17 protein-coding genes and 1 pseudogene are annotated in these 18,407 nt (G+C 61.7%); 3 read left to right on the top strand and 15 right to left on the bottom strand.

Translation table 11 applies throughout. The features are described 5' to 3' along the window. Positions 1-13 precede the first annotated feature (13 nt). Positions 14-868: a putative selenate ABC transporter substrate-binding protein gene (locus tag ACGLHT_RS09475; RefSeq protein WP_025337756.1), complete on the bottom strand. Its 855-nt coding sequence runs from the start codon at positions 866-868 to the stop codon at positions 14-16. 126 nt (positions 869-994) lie between these two features. Between ACGLHT_RS09475 and selD the strand changes: the two genes are divergently transcribed. Next, the gene (selD, locus tag ACGLHT_RS09470) at positions 995-2,029 is read left to right on the top strand and encodes a selenide, water dikinase SelD (RefSeq protein WP_061551914.1); all 1,035 of its coding nucleotides are present in this window, start codon (positions 995-997) and stop codon (positions 2,027-2,029) included. Next, the gene (mnmH, locus tag ACGLHT_RS09465) at positions 2,029-3,141 is read left to right on the top strand and encodes a tRNA 2-selenouridine(34) synthase MnmH (RefSeq protein ID WP_394519118.1); all 1,113 of its coding nucleotides are present in this window, start codon (positions 2,029-2,031) and stop codon (positions 3,139-3,141) included. Before selD ends, mnmH begins: the two co-directional genes overlap by 1 nt. A gap of 172 nt (positions 3,142-3,313) precedes the next feature. On the opposite strand, the pseudogene ACGLHT_RS09460 reads toward mnmH, so the two are convergent. From ACGLHT_RS09460 to hmpA, 14 genes and pseudogenes are all read right to left on the bottom strand, one after another. Continuing rightward, positions 3,314-3,460, bottom strand: a pseudogene (locus tag ACGLHT_RS09460) (lysozyme inhibitor LprI family protein); the annotation flags it as partial. Between the two features lie 31 nt (positions 3,461-3,491). Continuing rightward, positions 3,492-4,031, bottom strand: a complete 540-nt coding sequence (locus ACGLHT_RS09455) for a hypothetical protein (RefSeq protein WP_274078539.1) — start codon at positions 4,029-4,031, stop codon at positions 3,492-3,494. Between the two features lie 12 nt (positions 4,032-4,043). Continuing rightward, the gene (locus ACGLHT_RS09450) at positions 4,044-4,607 is read right to left on the bottom strand and encodes a GNAT family N-acetyltransferase (RefSeq protein ID WP_008093840.1); all 564 of its coding nucleotides are present in this window, start codon (positions 4,605-4,607) and stop codon (positions 4,044-4,046) included. A 210-nt stretch (positions 4,608-4,817) separates the two neighbouring features. Next, on the bottom strand, positions 4,818-5,069 hold the full coding sequence (locus tag ACGLHT_RS09445) for a DUF3077 domain-containing protein (RefSeq protein WP_137163019.1): 252 nt from the start codon (positions 5,067-5,069) through the stop codon (positions 4,818-4,820). Positions 5,070-5,504: 435 nt separating this feature from the next. Beyond that, the gene (locus tag ACGLHT_RS09440; RefSeq protein WP_003259127.1) at positions 5,505-5,888 is read right to left on the bottom strand and encodes a YkgJ family cysteine cluster protein; all 384 of its coding nucleotides are present in this window, start codon (positions 5,886-5,888) and stop codon (positions 5,505-5,507) included. Positions 5,889-6,047: 159 nt separating this feature from the next. Continuing rightward, complete coding sequence (locus tag ACGLHT_RS09435) at positions 6,048-7,175, bottom strand: hypothetical protein (RefSeq protein ID WP_274119731.1); 1,128 nt, start codon at positions 7,173-7,175, stop codon at positions 6,048-6,050. 216 nt (positions 7,176-7,391) lie between these two features. Then, entirely contained in the window at positions 7,392-8,600 is a 1,209-nt protein-coding gene (gene alaC / locus ACGLHT_RS09430) for an alanine transaminase (protein ID WP_025337748.1), read from the bottom strand. A 290-nt stretch (positions 8,601-8,890) separates the two neighbouring features. Next, entirely contained in the window at positions 8,891-9,778 is an 888-nt protein-coding gene (gene cyoE, locus ACGLHT_RS09425; RefSeq protein WP_025337747.1) for a heme o synthase, read from the bottom strand. Positions 9,779-9,789: 11 nt separating this feature from the next. Next, on the bottom strand, positions 9,790-10,122 hold the full coding sequence (gene cyoD / locus ACGLHT_RS09420) for a cytochrome o ubiquinol oxidase subunit IV (RefSeq protein WP_003259128.1): 333 nt from the start codon (positions 10,120-10,122) through the stop codon (positions 9,790-9,792). Continuing rightward, positions 10,122-10,745, bottom strand: a complete 624-nt coding sequence (gene cyoC / locus ACGLHT_RS09415) for a cytochrome o ubiquinol oxidase subunit III (RefSeq protein ID WP_025337745.1) — start codon at positions 10,743-10,745, stop codon at positions 10,122-10,124. The genes cyoD and cyoC overlap by 1 nt, the downstream gene beginning before the upstream one ends. A 3-nt stretch (positions 10,746-10,748) precedes the next feature. Then, positions 10,749-12,767: a cytochrome o ubiquinol oxidase subunit I gene (gene cyoB / locus ACGLHT_RS09410; protein WP_025337744.1), complete on the bottom strand. Its 2,019-nt coding sequence runs from the start codon at positions 12,765-12,767 to the stop codon at positions 10,749-10,751. Positions 12,768-12,770: 3 nt separating this feature from the next. Continuing rightward, positions 12,771-13,715 carry a ubiquinol oxidase subunit II gene (gene cyoA / locus ACGLHT_RS09405; protein ID WP_015268993.1) on the bottom strand — a complete coding sequence of 315 codons (945 nt, stop codon included), beginning with the start codon at positions 13,713-13,715 and terminating at the stop codon, positions 12,771-12,773. A gap of 559 nt (positions 13,716-14,274) precedes the next feature. Further along, positions 14,275-14,781, bottom strand: coding sequence for a disulfide bond formation protein B (locus ACGLHT_RS09400; protein ID WP_025337743.1), 507 nt, complete (start codon positions 14,779-14,781; stop codon positions 14,275-14,277). Between the two features lie 558 nt (positions 14,782-15,339). Next, positions 15,340-16,518 (bottom strand): NO-inducible flavohemoprotein, encoded by a 1,179-nt coding sequence (hmpA, locus tag ACGLHT_RS09395; RefSeq protein ID WP_274119732.1) that lies wholly within the window; start codon positions 16,516-16,518, stop codon positions 15,340-15,342. Positions 16,519-16,672: 154 nt separating this feature from the next. On the opposite strand from hmpA, the gene norR reads away from it, so the two are divergent. Then, positions 16,673-18,226, top strand: coding sequence for a nitric oxide reductase transcriptional regulator NorR (gene norR / locus ACGLHT_RS09390; RefSeq protein ID WP_025337741.1), 1,554 nt, complete (start codon positions 16,673-16,675; stop codon positions 18,224-18,226). Positions 18,227-18,407 lie beyond the last annotated feature (181 nt).

Raw genomic sequence — 18,407 nt, 5'->3', positions numbered from 1 at the left:
GCCACTGTCGATGTCACTTGAGCAGGCCGGCCTCGCGTGCAGCCTGTTCGGTGCCCACGTAGTTCTCAGGTTTGGTCTCGATGAAGCGGCTGGCGGCCTGCAGGTCGAGGATCGCCTTGTGCTCCGGGTTGGCCGGGTCGAGGCCGAGGAAGGCTTTCTTGATCTTCTCTTTCAGCGCCGGGTCCATGTTGCCGCGCACGGTCCAGTTGTAGTCGAAGTAGGTCGGGGTGGTGGCGAACACCTTCACCTTGGCGGTATCGACCTTGCCGGCATCCACCAGCTTCTGCCACACGCTGGCGTTGAGCACGCCGCCATCGACCTTGCCGGCCTGCACCCAGGCCACGGTGGCATCGTGGGCGCCGGAGTAGGCGACGCGGCCGAAGTAGTCTTCAGGCTTGATGTTGTCCTGCTTGAGCATGAAGTAACGCGGCATCAGGCTGCCCGAGGTAGACGAGATGGAACCGAAGGCAAACGACTTGCCCTTGAGGTCGGCCAGGCTCTTCACATCAGGGTTGGCGGTGATGAACTTGGAAGTGAACTGCGCATCCTGTTCACGCTGCACCAGCGGCGTGGCTGCAGGGTCCTTCAGGTGCACCTGCACGAAAGTGAAGCCCCCCAGCCAGGCCAGGTCCAGACGGTTGGAAGCCAGCGATTCGACTACCGCCGGGTAATCAGCCACCGGCACAAACTTCACCTCCATGCCCAGCTGCTTGGCCAGGTACTCGCCCAAAGGCTTGAACTTGCGCTGCAGTTCGGTCGGTGCTTCGTCAGGGATGGCGCTGACCCGCAGGGTGTCGGCAGCCTGGGCGACAACGGCACAGCAAGACAGCACGAGGCCGGCGGCGAGCGCCAGAGGGCGTTTGAGCATGGGTGTTCTCCGGTTCAATAGCGGGGAAAGGCCGGCTTATGCGCCGACGACGGGAATTATAAGAGGCGCAGGCGCAAAGGCCAGCTTTGCTACAATCGCGCATCAAATTGACCTCCTGAGGTGCACATGAGCGAGCCGATTCGCCTGACCCAGTACAGCCATGGTGCCGGCTGTGGCTGCAAGATATCCCCCAAGGTGCTGGATGTGATCCTCGCTGAAAGCGGCGCCCAGGCCCTGGACCCGAAACTGTGGGTGGGCAACGCCTCGCGCGACGACGCTGCCGTGTACGCGCTGGATGACGAGCGCGGCGTGGTCTCGACCACCGACTTCTTCATGCCGATCGTCGATGACCCGTATGACTTCGGCCGCATCGCCGCCACCAACGCCATCAGCGACATCTACGCCATGGGCGGCGACCCGCTGATGGCCATTGCCATCCTCGGCTGGCCAGTCAACGTGCTGCCGCCGGAAGTGGCCCGCGAAGTGATCCGCGGTGGCCGTGCGGTGTGCGCCGAAGCCGGCATCCCGCTGGCTGGCGGCCACTCCATCGACGCCCCCGAGCCGATCTTCGGCCTGGCCGTCACCGGCGTGGTCAGCAAGCGTCACCTCAAGCGCAACGACACCGCCAGCGCAGGCTGCCGCCTGTACCTGACCAAGCCACTGGGTATCGGCATCCTCACCACCGCCGAGAAAAAAGCCAAGCTGCGCACCCAGGACCAGGGCCTGGCTCGCGACTGGATGTGCACCCTCAATACCCCCGGCAGCCGCTTCGGCAAGCTTGACGGGGTCAAGGCCATGACCGACGTCACCGGTTTCGGCCTGCTCGGCCACCTGGTGGAACTGGCCGAAGGCAGTGGCCTTACCGCACATCTGGACTATGCCGCCGTCCCGCGCCTGCCCAGCGTCGACCACTACCTGGCCGAGGGCTGCATCCCCGGCGGAACCCTGCGCAACTTTGACAGCTACGGCCACAAGATCGGCGCCCTGAGCGACGACCAGAAGCACCTGCTGTGCGACCCGCAGACCAGCGGCGGCCTGCTGGTGGCGGTTACCCCGGAAGGTGAAGCCGAGTTCCTGGCGGTGGCCGCCGAACTGGGCCTGCAGCTGGCGCCGATCGGCAAGCTGGTCGAGCGACAGAGCCACGCGGTCGAGGTGATCTGATGCGCCCCGACTGCACCGACTTCCGCCAGTTGTTCCTCGACGACGTGCCGATGATGGACATGCGTGCACCTGTCGAATTTGCCAAGGGCGCCTTCCCCGGTGCCGTAAACCTGCCGCTGATGAATGACCAGGAGCGGCAAAAGGTCGGCACCTGCTACAAGCAGAAGGGCCAGGCTGAAGCCATCGTTCTGGGTCACAAGCTGGTCAGCGGTGAGATCAAGCAGGCACGTCTGGAGGCCTGGGCAAAGTTCGCCGAGGATCACCCGGAAGGCTACCTGTACTGCTTCCGTGGCGGCCTGCGCTCGCATCTTGTGCAGAAAGTGCTGCGCGATGAGAAGGGCATCGACTACCCCCTCGTCGAGGGCGGCTACAAGGCCATGCGCCACTTCCTGCTGGAGACTACCCAACAGGCGGTCGCGCAATGTGATTTCGTGCTCGTGGGCGGCCTGACCGGCACCGGCAAGACCGACGTGCTGCACCTGCTGGACAACGAGCTGGACCTGGAGGGCTACGCCAACCATCGAGGTTCCAGCTTTGGCAAGCGCGCCACTGCACAGCCAGCGCAGATCGACTTCGAGAACAGGCTGGCCATAGACGTGTTGAAAAAACGCGCCCGGGGTATCGAGCAGTTCGTGCTGGAAGACGAAGGCCGAATCGTGGGCAGCTGCACCGTACCGCTGGAGTTGTATCAGGGCATGCAGCAATACCCGCTGGTGTGGCTGGAAGACAGTTTGGCCAACCGCGTGGAGCGTATCCTGCGCGACTACGTGATCGACCTGAGCGCCGAGTTCGTCAGCCTGCATGGTGCAGAAGATGGCCTTCGACTGTTTGCCGAGACGCTTCTGCAGAGCATGGGCAGGATTCACAAACGCCTCGGCGGCGAGCGCCATCAACGGCTGTCGGAAATCCTGCGCCAGGCGCTGGACGAGCAGCAGCGCAGTGGTTCGGTGGAGTTGCACCGGGTCTTCATCGAAAGCTTGCTGAGCGAGTATTACGACCCGATGTATGCCTACCAGCGTGCAGCGAAGGCAGAGCGTATCGAGTTTGCCGGGGATGCGGTGGAAGTGCGCGAGTACCTCAAGGCCCGGGCGCTGCGCGAACCGCGCAGCTAAAGCTGCTCCCAAGAGCAGTGCAATACCTTGTAGGAGCGGCCTTGTGTCGCGAAAGGGCTGCGCAGCAGCCCCGGCTGTTTTCGCCATGATGCTGAAATCGGGGGCCGCTTTGCGGCCCTTTCGCGACACAAGGCCGCTCCTACAAGGGGGGCCAGTCACTCCTGACATGACCTCACTGCCCAGGGCTGAGCACCCGCTCCAGCTCCGCCGCGCGGTCGCCGGTCATGTCCATCACACAGGTCCCACCTTCCAGCTGCGCCATGGTCCCGCCACTGGCCTGCACATGGAACCCGCAATTGCCATCGCGGTAGGCAAGCCAAATACTTGGTCATAAACCCTGCTTGTGGGTATCACAGCGTCTGTGGCTGTTCCGGCGGCATCAGTACCTTGCCCGGTTCGAAGCGCAGCGACGGCATCTGCGTTGCCGCATACAACGCCACGCCAAGCGCCGCGATCAACACCACATCCAGCCAGCTCCAGCCCGGCATGTCGTCGGCGCTACGTGCCCTCCAGCAATGCCAGGCCTGGCCCACGCAAAACACCACCATCGCCGCCAGCCACAGGTAGAAACCGGCACCAAAACCGGTCAGGTCATGAAATTCATAGCTCTGATTGTCCGGCAGGCGGTCAATTCCAAAGCTGCTGACCGCCAGATACAGAGCCACCAGCCCGACCAGCAATGCCAGCCGGCGAAAGCGTCGATGAGCAAGGACCGCCAGGGCCAGCAACGGGTTGGCAAACCACTGGTGCAGACCGAAGGGCATGCCCCAGGGCCCATACAACAGCATCTGCAGGGCCGGCATATGGCGGTCGCCACTCATCAGCGCGCCATCGAAGAACAGTGCGAGCAGATACAGCAGCAGGCTGAAACTCAGGTAGAAAACGGGCAAAAGATTTACTTCCTAGGCAACCGGGGGCTCTAGCAAAAGGCCATAAATACCCGAATCGGACAACTCGCCGGCAACGCACCAACGCGCACGCAATGTGCCTTCCAGCACGAAGCCCTGGCGCTCCAGAGTGCGTGCCGAACCTTGGTTGCGCGGGTCTATCTCGCCTTCCAGGCGGCGCATGTGCAGGGTGTGGGCGAGGTAGTCGATGAAGCAGGTCAGTGCTTCGTCCATGTAGCCCCTGCCCTGCACCGCGCTGGCGAGGCAGTAGCCGATTTCACCACGGCGGGATACATCGTCGATGTTGAACAGCTGGACCATGCCGATCAGTTCGCCGTTGTCACGGCGGTACATGCCAAGCTTGAGCTGGTCGCCATTGGCATAGGCTTCGCGGTCGGCGGCCAGGGCGCTTTCGGCTTCGGCCAGGTTTTGCCAAGGTGCATGGTGCCAATAGCGCATGACCTCGGGGTCGGCCATGATCGCCAGCCATTGCGCGGCATCGGCATGGCGCATGGGGCGCAATTGCAGACGCGGGCTGTCGAGGCAGAGGTCACTGGGGAAACTGCGGGGTGGGGTCACGCCGGATCTCCTGTCCATTGCTGAGGAGATGACAGTTTAACGTCAAGCGATCGGTTCAAGCATCCCGGGGCTGCTGCGCAGCCCATCGCCGGCAAGCCAGGCTCCCACAGGTATAGTGCAAGGCTCCGGGCCTGTGGTGTACCTGTGGGAGCCTGGCTTGTCGTGGCGACGAACCGCGTCGATGGGCCGCAAAGCGGCCCCAAAAATCGTTCAGGCGCCCCGATTCAAGCCCATTTCCATGTCATTGATCAGCGCCTTGGCCATGGCACTGAGAATACGTGCCGCGCTGCCGGCGATCTTGTCGCCCTCCATCTCGGCCTCTTCGTTCAGGTGCTTGATGCAGCCGATCAGCACCGATAATTCATCGAATGCCAGGTCAAGCGGTACGCCCGGTTCTACCCGGTAAAGCTCGAGGAACTTCTCCACGCCTGCGGTGGTGCGGGATTTGAGGTGATTGCTCATGATGAACTCCAAATGTGTGCTGAAGGCAACCACCTCGATCCTTCTCACAGATTTGGGCGGCAGCCGTGCGCGAGGTGAGAAGCCCGTGTTGGAGTCACCACGGTCAGGCCAAAGCCTGCACGCGCACAGCTGCCATAAGCTGACAAGGGACTACCAACGACGAGTTCTCACACTCGCTCGCCTTCTGGGCGAACGGTGAAGTTAACGCTGTGGTATTTCCCTGCCTATCAGACGGCAACCGACTGAGCTCGTAGGATAATTCCCAATGCCCGGCCACCTGAAGCATTTGGTTTCAGGTTCAGAATCTTCTTACAGCTGATGGCCTCTTCGCGGGCACGCCCGCTCCCACAGGGACCGCACAGTGTTTGAGTCCTGTGCAGTACCTGTGGGAGCGGGCGTGCCCGCGAAGAGGCCGACAAAGGCAACCAGGATGAATCAGGCCACCTCCGCCCCATCATCCGGCCAATGCGGCTCGTTGGCCCCGGGCGGGGTCAGCGGTGGCAGGCCATACGCTGCCCGCGCATCGTCGCAGCTGGGGTTATGCACCCCACCCTCCCACGACGCCTCGAACTCGCGGCAGGGGCTGGAACGGTTGGCGTAGATGGTGCACGCCACCTCCTGGCCGATCTCGCCCTGCAGGCTGATGCAGCGGCAGGGTTTGGCATCGGTGCCGATCATGGCAACACGGGTGGGGTTGATCTGTACCACCAGGTCGTCCGGTACAAGGCCCCCGGCAGACTGGCATTCGCCCCAGAAAAAGGACACACGGAAGTACCCGCAGCAGGCGCCGCAGTCAAGGCAAGGGTTGTATTCGGACATGATGGCACGAAGGGAAGGTTGTTGTTATCGGGGCTGGCCCGCGGCGCCATTTTCAATCCAAGCCGGGGCGGCTGGATAGAGGGGGAATGCAAAAATATATGCCGCTGATCCGGCAATTGAGCATGGACGACCAGCGCCTTCGCCGGCCGCCCGTTCAAGTTAGCGTAATGCCTTGTAGGAAGTGACATCCCAGCGCTGCAAGCCAAGGCCTTCGGTCGGGTCATAGCCATCACCACACACCTTGCTGAAGTGTGTGCGAGCCTCGCCGCAATGCACCAGCCGGTCGTCCTTTTCGCCCTCGGTCAGTACGGTATACGACTCGCTGCGCATGGCCTTGTACTGCCCTTCGGCAGCAGCCATGACCCTGTGGTATTGCATTAACTGGTTGTCGCTCAGGGCCAGGCGCTTGTCCAGTTGCACACCCCAGCGGGTCAGGCAGACCTCGGCAAAATGGCGAACGATCAACCCCGGCTCCGCCAGTACCTTACCGTCACCCGCACCGTCGACGGAGGCGTTGCCCACCAGCGTGGCATGCCGGCCTGGCATGGGGTAGATGCACATCCGCGTATCCGGTTCGACCGAGGGGATCACACAGGCGAAACCTTTGGATCGTTCGTCCCGCGAATAGAAACCCACGTACTCGCGGACATTGCCCGCCAGGGTTACCCGCCGGCTTTGCAGGTTGCCGATGCCCGGCACCGGGTCGATGGCGAAGATATTGACGGGTATGTCCCGCAATACAGGGTCCTGCGCCATGGCGTTAGCCAGCATGTGGCAGCTGATGCCTCCCCTGCTCCAGCCCACCAGGTTCACCTGGGTCGGCAAGCGCGGCTTGCGGAACAAGCTGATGATGCGCTCCTGCAACTCCTGCGGTGTTGGATGGCGCTCACCATAGTCGTAGGTACGCCAGAACCAGGAGGCAGTGGAAGACACATCCGGAATGGGTACGCCGGCGTCCTTCAGGCGCTGATACTCCACTTCGCTCAGCTTGGTGCGCTGCCAGCTGCTTTCACCCTTGATCACCTGCAGCACATGGTTGACGTTCTCTTCCCAGCCGCGGCCGAACAACTGGCCGGTCCAGTTGAAGTAGCCGCCGGGCTCGACGAACAGGTTGTCGTCCTGGAGGTTGCCGCTGCCGGGGCCGTCAACGGCGATCCAGTGGGCAAACTCGCGGCCCTGGTCATTGCTTGCCAGGGTCGAGACCAGCTCGCCATTCCAGAAGTTGGGGTTGACGTCGTCGAAGCGGTGGGAACCGGTGCCGCAGAAATAGGCGGTGAAGACACTCATTTGTGGGTCTCTGTGGTGAGAAATGAGTGCAGAAAAATAGGTAGATCAATCGGTGGGATGCAGGTGGAAAACTCGCCTTTGAGTCACTCGGGGCTGCTTTGCAGCCCATCGCGACACAAGGCCGCTCCTACAGGGACCGCGCAGGATTCGAAAACTGCGCGGTCCCTGTAGGAGCGGCCTTGTGTCGCGAAAGGGCCGCAAAGCGGCCCCAACAGCTTATTTGCGGGCCACCCCATCAGCCCGGAACATCTGCCGGATCCCGCGAATCGCCTGGCGAATACGGTCCTGGTTCTCGATCAGGGCAAAGCGCACATGGTCATCACCATAATCACCAAAGCCGATCCCCGGCGACACGCATACCTTGGCCTCGGCCAGCAGCTTCTTGGAAAACTCCAGCGAGCCCAGGTGCGCGTACTCCGGCGGGATCTTCGCCCACACGTACATCGAGGCCTTGGGGTTCTCGACCATCCAGCCCAGCTCGTGCAACCCTTTCACCAGCAGGTTGCGGCGCTGGCGGTATTGCTCGGCGATGTCGCGCACGCACTGCTGGTCGCCTTCCAGTGCTGCAATGGCAGCCACCTGCAGCGGAGTGAAGGTACCGTAGTCGTGGTAGCTCTTGATCCGCGCCAGGGCACTGACCAACTCGGGGTTGCCGACCATGAAACCGATCCGCCAGCCGGCCATGTTGTAGCTCTTGGACAGGGTGAAGAACTCCACCGCGATGTCCTTGGCCCCCGGCACCTGCATGATCGACGGGGCTTTCCAGCCGTCGTAGACGATGTCGGCGTAGGCCAGGTCATGCACCACCAGCACGTTGTACTGCTTGGCCAATGCCACCACGCGCTCGAAGAAGTCCAGTTCCACGCACTGGGCGGTGGGGTTGGACGGGAAGCCGAGGATCATCATCTTCGGCTTGGGGATCGACTCGCGGATGGCCCGCTCGAGTTCGTTGAAGAAGTCCACGCCCGGTACCAGCGGCACCGAACGCACCTGGGCACCGGCAATCACCGCCCCGTAGATATGGATCGGGTAGCTGGGGTTGGGCACCAGCACCGTGTCGCCCTGGTCGAGGGTGGCCAGCATCAGGTGTGCCAGGCCTTCCTTCGAGCCGATGGTGACGATGGCTTCGCTTTCCGGGTCGATGTCGACTTCGTAGCGTTCCTTGTACCAGTTGGAGATGGCCCGACGCAGGCGCGGGATGCCACGGGAGGTGGAGTAGCCGTGGGTGTCTTCACGCTGGGCGACCTGCACCAGCTTCTCGACGATGTGCGGCGGGGTGGCGCCATCGGGGTTGCCCATGCTCAGGTCGATGATGTCCTCGCCACGGCGGCGGGCAGCCATCTTGAGCTCGGCAGTGATGTTGAAGACGTAAGGGGGGAGACGATCGATGCGCGCAAAGCGGCGCGGCGAACCTGGGTTGGCCATGGCTTCCTCTGAGTACGTAAGCGCCCGGAACCGTCCGAGCGACGCTGGCCGATGTGGCGGCCTGAATCAGAAGATAGTGCCGATACAGGATGCTTGTAAAGGACAATTTCCTGTTTTGTTATATTTTTTCAGATGTATTTTTTGAAAATATGAATTTTATGTTTTCAGGCTCGACCTCTTCGCGGGTAAACCCGCTCCCACAGTGAGCGCGCTACTCTCGAAATCCAGGAAAACACCCATAAAAAAACCCCGGCACAGTGGCCGGGGTTTTCGTGAAACAGGCAGCAGTATCAGCGTGCGTATGTCATCAGCACGTCCGCAGCGGTCTGGCTGTCCACACCCATCATCACGCTCAGGGCAGTAACGGTGAGGATGGAGAAGCCGAACACCTTGCGGGCCCACTTGCTGTCGTCCTCGGCCTTGTAGCCACCCCAGGCCATGTACAGCCAGTACAGGCCCATGGCTGCTGCCACGGCCAGGTAGCCGAGGCCGGCGTAACCGCCGAGGGTAAGCATCAGGGTCGCGAGCACGAAGGCCAGCACGTACAGCACGATCTGCTTCTTCGCCGCGAGGATGCCACGTGCCACCGGCAGGACCGGAATGTTGGCAGCGCTGTAATCCTTGAAGCGGAAGATGGCGATGGCGAAGCTGTGCGGCATCTGCCACAGGCTGAACATCACCAGCAGGGTAACCGCAGCCAGGTCGAAGCTGTTGCTCACGGCGCAATAGCCGATCACCGGAGGCATGGCACCAGACAGGCTGCCGACCAAGGTGCCGTGCACCGATTTACGCTTCAGCCACAGGCTGTAGAAACCGACGTAGACGATGAAGCCGATCAGCGCACAGAACGCCGACAGCGGGTTGGCCTGGACATACAGCAGGCTGAAACCCGCCACCCCGAGCAGGGTGGCGTAGATCAGCGCGAGGGGCAGCGACATGCCGCCCTGGACCATGACGCGGTTCTTGGTGCGCTCCATCTTGTGGTCGATGTCACGGTCGATGCAGTTGTTGAACACGCATCCGGACGCAACCACCAGCGAAGTACCGATCACCACCGCCAGGAACAGGGCGAAATCCACATGGCCCTTCGAGGCAAGGAAGAAACCGCCTGCCACGGAAAGCACGTTACCGAAAATGATCCCCGGTTTGGTGATTTGGATAAAGTGCTTAACGGACATGCAGTCTTACCTCACTTGGCCAACATTTCGAAGTGGATGCTGAACATGATCCACAGCGACAGGCCGACAAGCAGAGCGATCACCAGGGTGGTGAACAGGAACGTCGAAACGTTGTTGCGTTGCTCTTTCGAGCGGTCCATGTGCAGGAAGTACACGAGGTGCACTACTACCTGGATCACGGCCATGGCAACAATGATCAGAACGGTCAGGTTCTTCGGCAGGCTTGGCGACATGGCCAGGCCGAACGGGATCGCAGTCAGGATGATCGACAGGATGAAGCCGATCATGTACGACTTGACGCTGCCGTGGTTACCTTCGTGATGAGTGTCGTGTGCGTTAGCCATTACAGAACTCCCAGCAGGTAGACGACGGTGAATACGCAGATCCAGACCACGTCCAGGAAGTGCCAGAACAGGCTCAGGCAGCTCATGCGGGTCTTGGCGGTCGGCGTGATGCCGTGCTTGTTGATCTGGTACATCATGATTGCCATCCAGATCAGGCCAGCGGTCACGTGCAGACCGTGGGTACCTACCAGGGCGAAGAAGCCCGACAGGAAGCCACTGCGCTGCGGGCCGAAGCCCTCGGCGATCAGGTGATGGAATTCGTAGATTTCCATCGCGATGAAGCCTGCACCGAACAGGAAGGTCACAGCCAACCAGCCCAGTACGCCAGCTTTCTTGCCATCGAACATCTTCAGCATGGCGAAGCCGAAGGTGATCGAGGACAGCAGCAGGAACAGCGTTTCAACAGCTACGAAATCGAGCTGGAAGATGTCATGACCCGACGGGCCGCCGGCAAAACTGCCGGACAGCACCGCGTAGGTGGCGAAGAGCGACGCAAACAGGATGCAGTCGGTCATCAGGTACAGCCAGAAACCGAGTACGGTCATCTGGCCCGAGTCGTGGTGGTGGTCGTCATGCCCATGGTCGTGACCATGAGCAGCACCGTGCATTACTTGACTGGACATTGATTACACCCGCTCAAACGATTCGACACGTGCGCCGGCAGGCAGAGCACCTGCTTTGGCCAGCGCTTTCATGCGCTCGCCTTCGATGCGCGCCACTTCTTCGGCCGGAACCATGTAGCCCTGGTCGTCACGCGCAGCGTGGCGAACGAAGACAGCGATGGTTGCAACCAGGCTCGCGCCAACCAGCCACCAGATGTGCCAGATGAAGGCGAAGCCGAAGACGGTCAGGAACAGGCCCATGAACAAACCGGTGGCGGTGTTGCTCGGCATGTGGATCGCTTCGTACTTGGCCGCAGGCTTGTAGGCGACACCGGCTTCCTTGGCTTCGTGCCAGGCGTCCAGGCCAACCTTCTCAGGCATGTGGGCGAAGTTGTAGAACGGAGGTGGCGACGAAGTCGACCATTCCAGGGTACGGCCGCCCCATGGGTCGCCGGTCACGTCCAGGTTCTGGTTGCGGTCGCGAACCGATACGTACAGCTGGATCAGCTGGCAAGCGATACCGAACAGGATCAGCACGGCGCCGACAACGGCTACGTACAGGTAGGGTTCCCACAGTGGGTTGTCGGAGTGGTTCAGACGACGGGTCATGCCCATGAAGCCCAGGGCGTACAGCGGCATGAACGCTACGTAGAAGCCCGAGATCCAGAACCAGAAGGCAGCCTTGCCCCACTTCTCGTTCAGGGTGAAACCGAAGGCTTTCGGGAACCAGTAGGCGAAGCCGGCGATGTAGCCGAATACCGCACCACCGATGATCACGTTGTGGAAGTGAGCAATTACGAACAGGCTGTTGTGCAGCACGAAGTCAGCACCTGGAACAGCCAGCAGAACGCCAGTCATGCCACCGATGGAGAAGGTGATCATGAAGCCCAGGGTCCACATGATCGGCGCGGTGAAGCGCAGACGGCCCTGGTAGATGGTGAACAGCCAGTTGAACAGCTTCACACCGGTCGGAATGGAGATCAGCATCGTCGCCAGGCCGAAGAAGGTGTTGACGCTGGCGCCGGCACCCATGGTGAAGAAGTGGTGCAGCCATACGGCGAAGCCCAGCACGGCGATGGCGCCCGATGCGTAGATCATCGAGTGGTGGCCGAACAGACGCTTGCCGGAGAAGGTGGAGGTAACTTCCGAGAACACACCGAAGGCCGGCAGGATCAGGATGTAGACCTCAGGGTGACCCCACGCCCAGAACAGGTTGACGTACATCATCGGGTTCCCACCAAGCTCGTTGGTGAAGATGTGGAAGTCCAGATAACGGTCAACAGTCAGCAGAGCGAGTGCAGCGGTCAGGATCGGGAAGGAAGCCACGATCAGCACGTTGGCCCAGGTGCAGGTCCAGGTGAAGATCGGCATGTCCATCAGCTTCATGCCAGGTGCGCGCATCTTCATCACGGTGACGAGGAAGTTCACGCCGGTAAGCGTCGTACCCAAGCCTGAGAGCTGTAGCGCCCAGATGTAGTAGTCGACACCCACCCCAGGGCTGTACTGAATGCCCGCGAGCGGCGGATAGGCAACCCAACCGGTTTTGGCGAATTCACCAACGCCCAGCGAGATGTTGACCAGCAGCACGCCTGCCAGCAGCAGGTAGAAGCTCAGGGAGTTCAGGAACGGGAAGGCAACGTCACGTGCACCGATCTGCAGAGGAACCGCCAGGTTCATCAGGCCGGTGAAGAACGGCATCGCCATGAAGATGATCATGATCACACCGTGAGCGGTGAAGATCTGGTCATAGTGTTCAGGCGGCAGGTAGCCTTCGGAGCCACCGGTAGCGGCAGCCAGCTGGGTACGCATCATGATGGCGTCGGCAAAGCCGCGCAGCAGCATGACCATCGCGACGATGATGTACATCACCCCGATTTTCTTGTGGTCGACAGTCGTCAACCACTCGCTCCACAAGTAGGTCCACTTGCGGAAGTAGGTGATAGCACCGACGACAGCGATACCGCCGAGCGCGATCATGGCAAGCGTCACCATGACTATCGGCTCGTGATAGGGTATCGCCTCCAGGCTTAGTTTACCGAACATCTCTTACTCCTCTGCACCGGCAGCTGGTTGCATACTCGATTCCACACCCTTGGTAGTGGCCAGATCTTTGCTGCCTGCTTCTTCGTGGCTCGGACGACCGCGGTTCATGCCTTCGTACTTGTCGACGATCAGCTGGAACTGGTCAGGCGAAGCCTCGCTATACAGCGCGACTGGGTTGTTTTCGCTTGGTTTGGCCAAGGCGTCGTATTCGGCCTTGTCCAGCTTCTTCGGCGACTGCTTGACCTCGGCGACCCACTTGTCGAAGTCTTCCTGAGAGGTGGCAGTAGCCTTGAATTTCATGCCGGTGAAGCCAGCACCGCTGTAGTTGGCGCTGATACCGTCGAACTCGCCGTTTTCGTTGGCGATCAGGTGCAGCTTGGTGGTCATGCCGGCCATGGCGTAGATCTGGCCGCCCAGGCCCGGGATGAAGAACGAGTTCATCACGGCGTCGGAAGTGACGCGGAAGTTGACCGGAGTGTTAGCCGGGAAGACGATCTTGTTGACCGTGGCAATGCCCTGCTCCGGGTAGATGAACAGCCACTTCCAGTCCAGCGCGACCACGTCGATCTGCACCGGCTTCACATCGGAATCCAGCGGACGGTACGGGTCCAGCTTGTGGGTGGAGTGGTAGGTGAAGTAGCCCAGGGCGATGATGATCAGGATCGGGATGATCCACACCGCGGCTTCGATCTTGGTCGAGTGCGACCAGTCAGGGGTGTAGGTGGCAGCCTTGTTGGAAGCACGGTACTTCCAGGCGAAAACCACGGTCATGATAATGACAGGAATCACCACCAGCAGCATCAGGCCGGTAGCGATCAGGATCAGGTTCTTTTGCTCAATGCCGACCTGACCTTTCGGGTCGAGCAGGGTCCAGTTGCACCCACTGAGTAAAAGCATGCCTAAAAAGGGCAATATGCCAAACAGTCTGGGGTAACGCTTTTTACTCATCTCACGACCTCTAGATCAGCTTGCTTCAATGCAATTTGTGTTTTGGTAGCCAACACTTCGTCCTGCCAAGTGCGGCATTTCGCGCCCGTACTCGCTCCTGCCCGGGGTCCGACTGCAGGACCTTGGCGTCAAGCGGGTTAGCGGTGCTTATGGTTTCGTAGGCAACAGGCCTGTACTTCAGACCAAGTCCATTTGGTGCGGGAAAACGCGGAGGGGGGTCCGCCCGGTATCGCCGTTGGGCGAAACTTGACGAAGTCAGCAAAAAGGAGCGCTGGGGCTTCCTTCAATCCTGCGACTTGCAAGCAGTGCCGAACGGAAATTGGGGGCGATTGTAGATAGGTCGCCAACCCTTGACTATGACTTATTGAGCAACAGTCCTTTACAGAATCTGTAACAATGCTGCTCAAAAATTCAACTTCGCGACAGTTTGTCGCACCCCGCTTGATAGGCCCCAAAGCCGCATTCTGCAAGGCCTCTGGGTTGATCTGGATCAAGCGGTGAGCGAATTTTCCCTCTTCTCATGCGGCGTAAAAGACCCCATGCCGTTCGGGACTTTTGTCTAAGCCTGGCGTCGGTTGCGGTAGATCCCGAGCGGAACCAGGACGGCCGTCAGGACGAACGCCACCAGCGCCCATTGCGCCAGCGACAGACCGAGGATCGGCGGGTACGGCGTGCTGCAGAAGCCGTCGACCTGGAACACCAGCGGCCAGAGCTTGGCCAGCGGCAGGTCGTCCACGATCGGCTGCAGGGTGTCGATACCGCAACTGACCATGGGGTTGGCGAGTATATACACATGGTTGCCGGCCGCAACGATTCCGCCAATGGCGCTGAGTACCACCAGTGCCTCGAAGAAGGTCAGGCTGCGGCGCCCGGGCATCGCCGCGGCGATGAAGGCGAACACGGCGATGAACAACAGCGCATAACGTTGCAGGATGCACAGCGGGCATGGTGCCTCGCCCAGGACTATCTGCATGTAGAGGGCGCCACCGATCAGCGAAAGGCAGATCAGGCCCAAAAGTACCAGAAAGCGCCGTTCCCGATTCAGGCGCGATGTTTGTTCGTTCATTGCCGGTTCCTTCGATGGATAGTGGCAGCGTGATCCGCCTGCCTGGCGCAAGTCTACACGCTGGGCAGGGCCTTTGAGCGTGCCGAGGAAGCGGCGTGATAGCGCTGCGCAGGGCTATCCGGTGTGGCTGAGACCGGCCGCAACGACGTCGGTTCAACGCCGGGCGGCAAAAAAGCGGCTGCCCGGGTGCCGCGCAGGGGCAAGCCCCTCGACACCCGGGAGTGAAGGATACCGTGATTAAAGGAGGATTAAAGATGAAAGCTGCACAGCCGCTTTCATCTCTCCTTTATATAGGCAGGAAGGTGAAGTGCGGCCCAGCCGCTGGCAAGCCAGCCCCCAGGCGACGAATGCGATCGACCGTTTCGTTCTCGATTACCCACGGGCGGGAGCAGTGCTGCAAGGGAGCTGGCTTGCCAGCGGCTGGGATGAATACGCTGCAAGCCTGTACCGGCCTCTTCGCGGGCTCGCCCGCTCCCACAGGTACCCCACAGGATTTGAAGTCTGTGGCGTACCTGTGGGAGCGGGCAAGCCCGCGAAAAGGCCGGTACAGGCGCTACATCACTCCAGCGCAGCCGCCGGCCCGAAGAACTCGTAGCGGCTCTGCTGCTCTGGCACACCCAGGCCCTTCAGCTGGCGCTTGACCGCCGCCATGAAGCCCTTGGGCCCGAGGAAGTAGGCATCCACATCTCGCTCTTGCGGCAGCCACTCGGCCAGCAGGTCCTCGCTCAGCAGGCCCACGGCATCAGCCGCGGCACCACCCTGCGGTTCTGCATAGCAGTAGAAGCGCTTGAGCTGCGGGTGACGCTCGGCCAGCTCGTCGATCCAGTCGCGGAAGGCATGCACGGCGCCGTTACGGGCGCAGTGAATGAAATGCACCTCACGCTGGGTTTGCAGTGCCGCCTGCAGCATTGGCAGGGTCGGGGTAATACCCACGCCACCGCTGATCAGCACCAGCGGCTTGTCGCTCGCTGCCAGGGTGAAATCGCCAGCCGGCGGGAACAGCTGCAGGGTATCGCCTACCGCCAGCACATCGTGCAGGTAGTTGGAAACCTTGCCACCCGCCTCGCGCTTGACGCTGATGCGGTATTCCTTACCGTCGCACAGTGCCGACAGGGAGTAGTTGCGGCGCTGCTCGGCGCCCTCGATGTCCAGCTTCAGGCCGATGTACTGGCCAGGCTCGGCCTTGAGCACCGGCTTGCCATCCACAGGGGCAAAGTAGAACGAAACGATTTCGCTGCTTTCCTGCTCACGGCGCACCAGGCGGAATTCGCGGGTACCGCGCCAGCCGCCTTCGGCTTCTTCCTTCTGTTTATAGAGGTTCTCTTCCGCACCGATCAGGATGTCGGCCAGCTGGCCATAGGCCGCGCCCCAGGCGTCGATCACGGCGGGGGTGGCGATTTCCTTGCCCAGCACTTCTTCGATGGCGCGCAGCAGACAGCTGCCGACAATCGGGTAGTGCTCCGGCAGAATCTGCAAGGCAACGTGCTTGTTGATGATCTGGCCGACCAGGCCGCCAAGCTGCTCCAGCTGGTCGATGTGGCGGGCATACATCAGCACGCCGTTGGCCAGGGCGCGCGGTTGGTCACCGCTGGCCTGGTGGGCCTGGTTGAACAGCGGGCGCACTTGCGGGTACTCGCTGAGCATCATCTTGTAGAAGTGGGTGGTCAGCGCTTCGCCGCCGCTTTCCAGCAGGGGGACAGTGGCCTTGATGATTGCACGTTGTTCGGCATTGAGCATTGCAACAACTCCTGAGCCTGTGGCTTCAAATGACTGCCCGAGCTATTACATCAATCATGCCAACTTTTATCTCCAGCAAAATCAGGGGGTTGACGCAGGTCATGTCAAAACGACCCACCTCGACGTATAGTCATATCGACCCACAGGAGTCCATATGACCACGAAGCCCCTGCTCACCACCCTGCTGCCCCTGGTCAGCGACCTTTCCCGCGACCTGCCCGACCAGGAACGCTATCGCCGCCTGCTGCAGGCCATGCGTGGGTTGCTGCCCTGCGATGCCGCCGCGCTGCTGCGCCTGGACGGCGAGTGGCTGGTGCCGCTGGCAGTGGACGGCCTGAGCCCCGATACCCTGGGCCGGCGCTTCCGGGTCAGCGAGCACCCTCGCTTCCAGATCCTGCTCAGCAGCGCGGAACCCACCCGCTTCGCCAGCGACTCCGAGCTGCCCGACCCTTACGACGGCCTGGTCAACGCCCCCGATGCCAACCTGGAGGTACATGACTGCATGGGCTGCCCGTTGATGGTCGACGAGCGCCCTTGGGGCCTGGTTACCCTCGACGCCCTCACCCCCGGGCAGTTCCAGAGCCTGGAGCTGGGCGCCCTGCAGGCCTTCGCCAGCCTGGCCGCCGCCACGGTCACCGTGGCCGAGCGCATCGAGCACCTGGCCCTGCGCGCGGAAGACGAACACCACCGCGCGGAGATCTACCGCCAGGCCAGCGGCCAGGACAAAGAGCTGATTGGCCAGAGCCCCGCGCACAAGCGCCTGGTGGAGGAAATCCGCCTGGTCGGTGGCAGCGACCTTACCGTGCTGATCACCGGTGAGACCGGCGTCGGCAAGGAGCTGGTGGCCCAGGCCCTGCACCAGGCCAGCAACCGCGCCGACAAACCGCTGGTCAGCCTCAACTGTGCCGCCCTGCCCGACACCCTGGTGGAAAGCGAACTGTTCGGCCATGTGCGCGGTGCCTTCACCGGCGCCCATGGCGAGCGCCGCGGCAAGTTCGAGTTGGCCAACGGCGGCACACTGTTCCTCGACGAAGTCGGTGAGCTGCCACTGACGGTGCAAGCCAAGCTGTTGCGCGTGCTGCAGAGCGGCCAGTTGCAGCGCCTGGGTTCGGACCGCGAACACCGGGTGGATGTGCGCCTGATCGCAGCCACCAACCGCGACCTGGCAGCAGAAGTGCGCACTGGCAACTTCCGCGCCGACTTCTACCACCGCCTCAGCGTATACCCGCTGCATGTGCCGCCGTTGCGCGAACGTGGGCGTGATGTGCTGCTACTGGCCGGCTACTTCCTCGAACAGAACCGTTCGCGCCTGGGCCTGAACAGCCTGCGCCTGAGCAGCGAGGCCCAGGCCGCGCTGCTGGCCTACGACTGGCCAGGCAACGTGCGTGAACTGGAACACCTGATCGGCCGCTCGGCGCTCAAGGCGCTGGGCCAACATTCCGACAGGCCACGCATCCTCACCCTGGAAGCCATCGATCTGGACCTGCGCGCAACGGCAACGCCCGGCACCCCGCCCTCCCCTGCTGTGCCCTTGCCGGCGGCGCCGCTACCCGAGGGGGGCCTGCGCGAAGCCGTCGACGACTACCAGCGCCAGGTGATCGAGGCCTGCCTGCAGCGGCACGAAGAAAACTGGGCAGCGGCTGCCCGGGAACTCGGCCTGGACCGCGCCAACCTTAGCCGCCTGGCCCGTAGGCTCGGGCTGCGCTGAGTTGGAATCCTGGGGGCGCTTTGCGCCCCATCGCGACACAAGGCCGCTCCTACAAGGGACCGCGATCCCCTGTAGGAGCGGCCTTGTGTCGCGATGGGCTGCAAAGCAGCCCCAGAATCCCCACGCCCGCTAAAGCCCGACCAAAACAGGCCGATAACCGGTTATCCCCTGTTCCCCACGA

The organism is Pseudomonas sp. PsB, assembly GCF_043658375.1.
GTDB classification, from domain to species: Bacteria; Pseudomonadota; Gammaproteobacteria; order Pseudomonadales; family Pseudomonadaceae; genus Aquipseudomonas; species Aquipseudomonas putida_Z.
Note: the sequence above shows the minus strand (reverse complement) of the source record. Positions and strands in the feature narration are given on the sequence as shown.

What these genes read in the sequence shown, in the direction of transcription:
- ACGLHT_RS09475 (WP_025337756.1), bottom strand. Translation starts at nt 868, where the DNA reads ATGCTCAAACGCCCTCTGGCGCTCGCCGCCGGCCTCGTGCTGTCTTGC.
- selD (WP_061551914.1), top strand. Translation starts at nt 995, where the DNA reads ATGAGCGAGCCGATTCGCCTGACCCAGTACAGCCATGGTGCCGGCTGT.
- mnmH (WP_394519118.1), top strand. Translation starts at nt 2,029, where the DNA reads ATGCGCCCCGACTGCACCGACTTCCGCCAGTTGTTCCTCGACGACGTG.
- ACGLHT_RS09445 (WP_137163019.1), bottom strand. Translation starts at nt 5,069, where the DNA reads ATGAGCAATCACCTCAAATCCCGCACCACCGCAGGCGTGGAGAAGTTC.
- ACGLHT_RS09440 (WP_003259127.1), bottom strand. Translation starts at nt 5,888, where the DNA reads ATGTCCGAATACAACCCTTGCCTTGACTGCGGCGCCTGCTGCGGGTAC.
- ACGLHT_RS09435 (WP_274119731.1), bottom strand. Translation starts at nt 7,175, where the DNA reads ATGAGTGTCTTCACCGCCTATTTCTGCGGCACCGGTTCCCACCGCTTC.
- alaC (WP_025337748.1), bottom strand. Translation starts at nt 8,600, where the DNA reads ATGGCCAACCCAGGTTCGCCGCGCCGCTTTGCGCGCATCGATCGTCTC.
- cyoE (WP_025337747.1), bottom strand. Translation starts at nt 9,778, where the DNA reads ATGTCCGTTAAGCACTTTATCCAAATCACCAAACCGGGGATCATTTTC.
- cyoD (WP_003259128.1), bottom strand. Translation starts at nt 10,122, where the DNA reads ATGGCTAACGCACACGACACTCATCACGAAGGTAACCACGGCAGCGTC.
- cyoC (WP_025337745.1), bottom strand. Translation starts at nt 10,745, where the DNA reads ATGTCCAGTCAAGTAATGCACGGTGCTGCTCATGGTCACGACCATGGG.
- cyoB (WP_025337744.1), bottom strand. Translation starts at nt 12,767, where the DNA reads ATGTTCGGTAAACTAAGCCTGGAGGCGATACCCTATCACGAGCCGATA.
- cyoA (WP_015268993.1), bottom strand. Translation starts at nt 13,715, where the DNA reads ATGAGTAAAAAGCGTTACCCCAGACTGTTTGGCATATTGCCCTTTTTA.
- ACGLHT_RS09400 (WP_025337743.1), bottom strand. Translation starts at nt 14,781, where the DNA reads ATGAACGAACAAACATCGCGCCTGAATCGGGAACGGCGCTTTCTGGTA.
- hmpA (WP_274119732.1), bottom strand. Translation starts at nt 16,518, where the DNA reads ATGCTCAATGCCGAACAACGTGCAATCATCAAGGCCACTGTCCCCCTG.
- norR (WP_025337741.1), top strand. Translation starts at nt 16,673, where the DNA reads ATGACCACGAAGCCCCTGCTCACCACCCTGCTGCCCCTGGTCAGCGAC.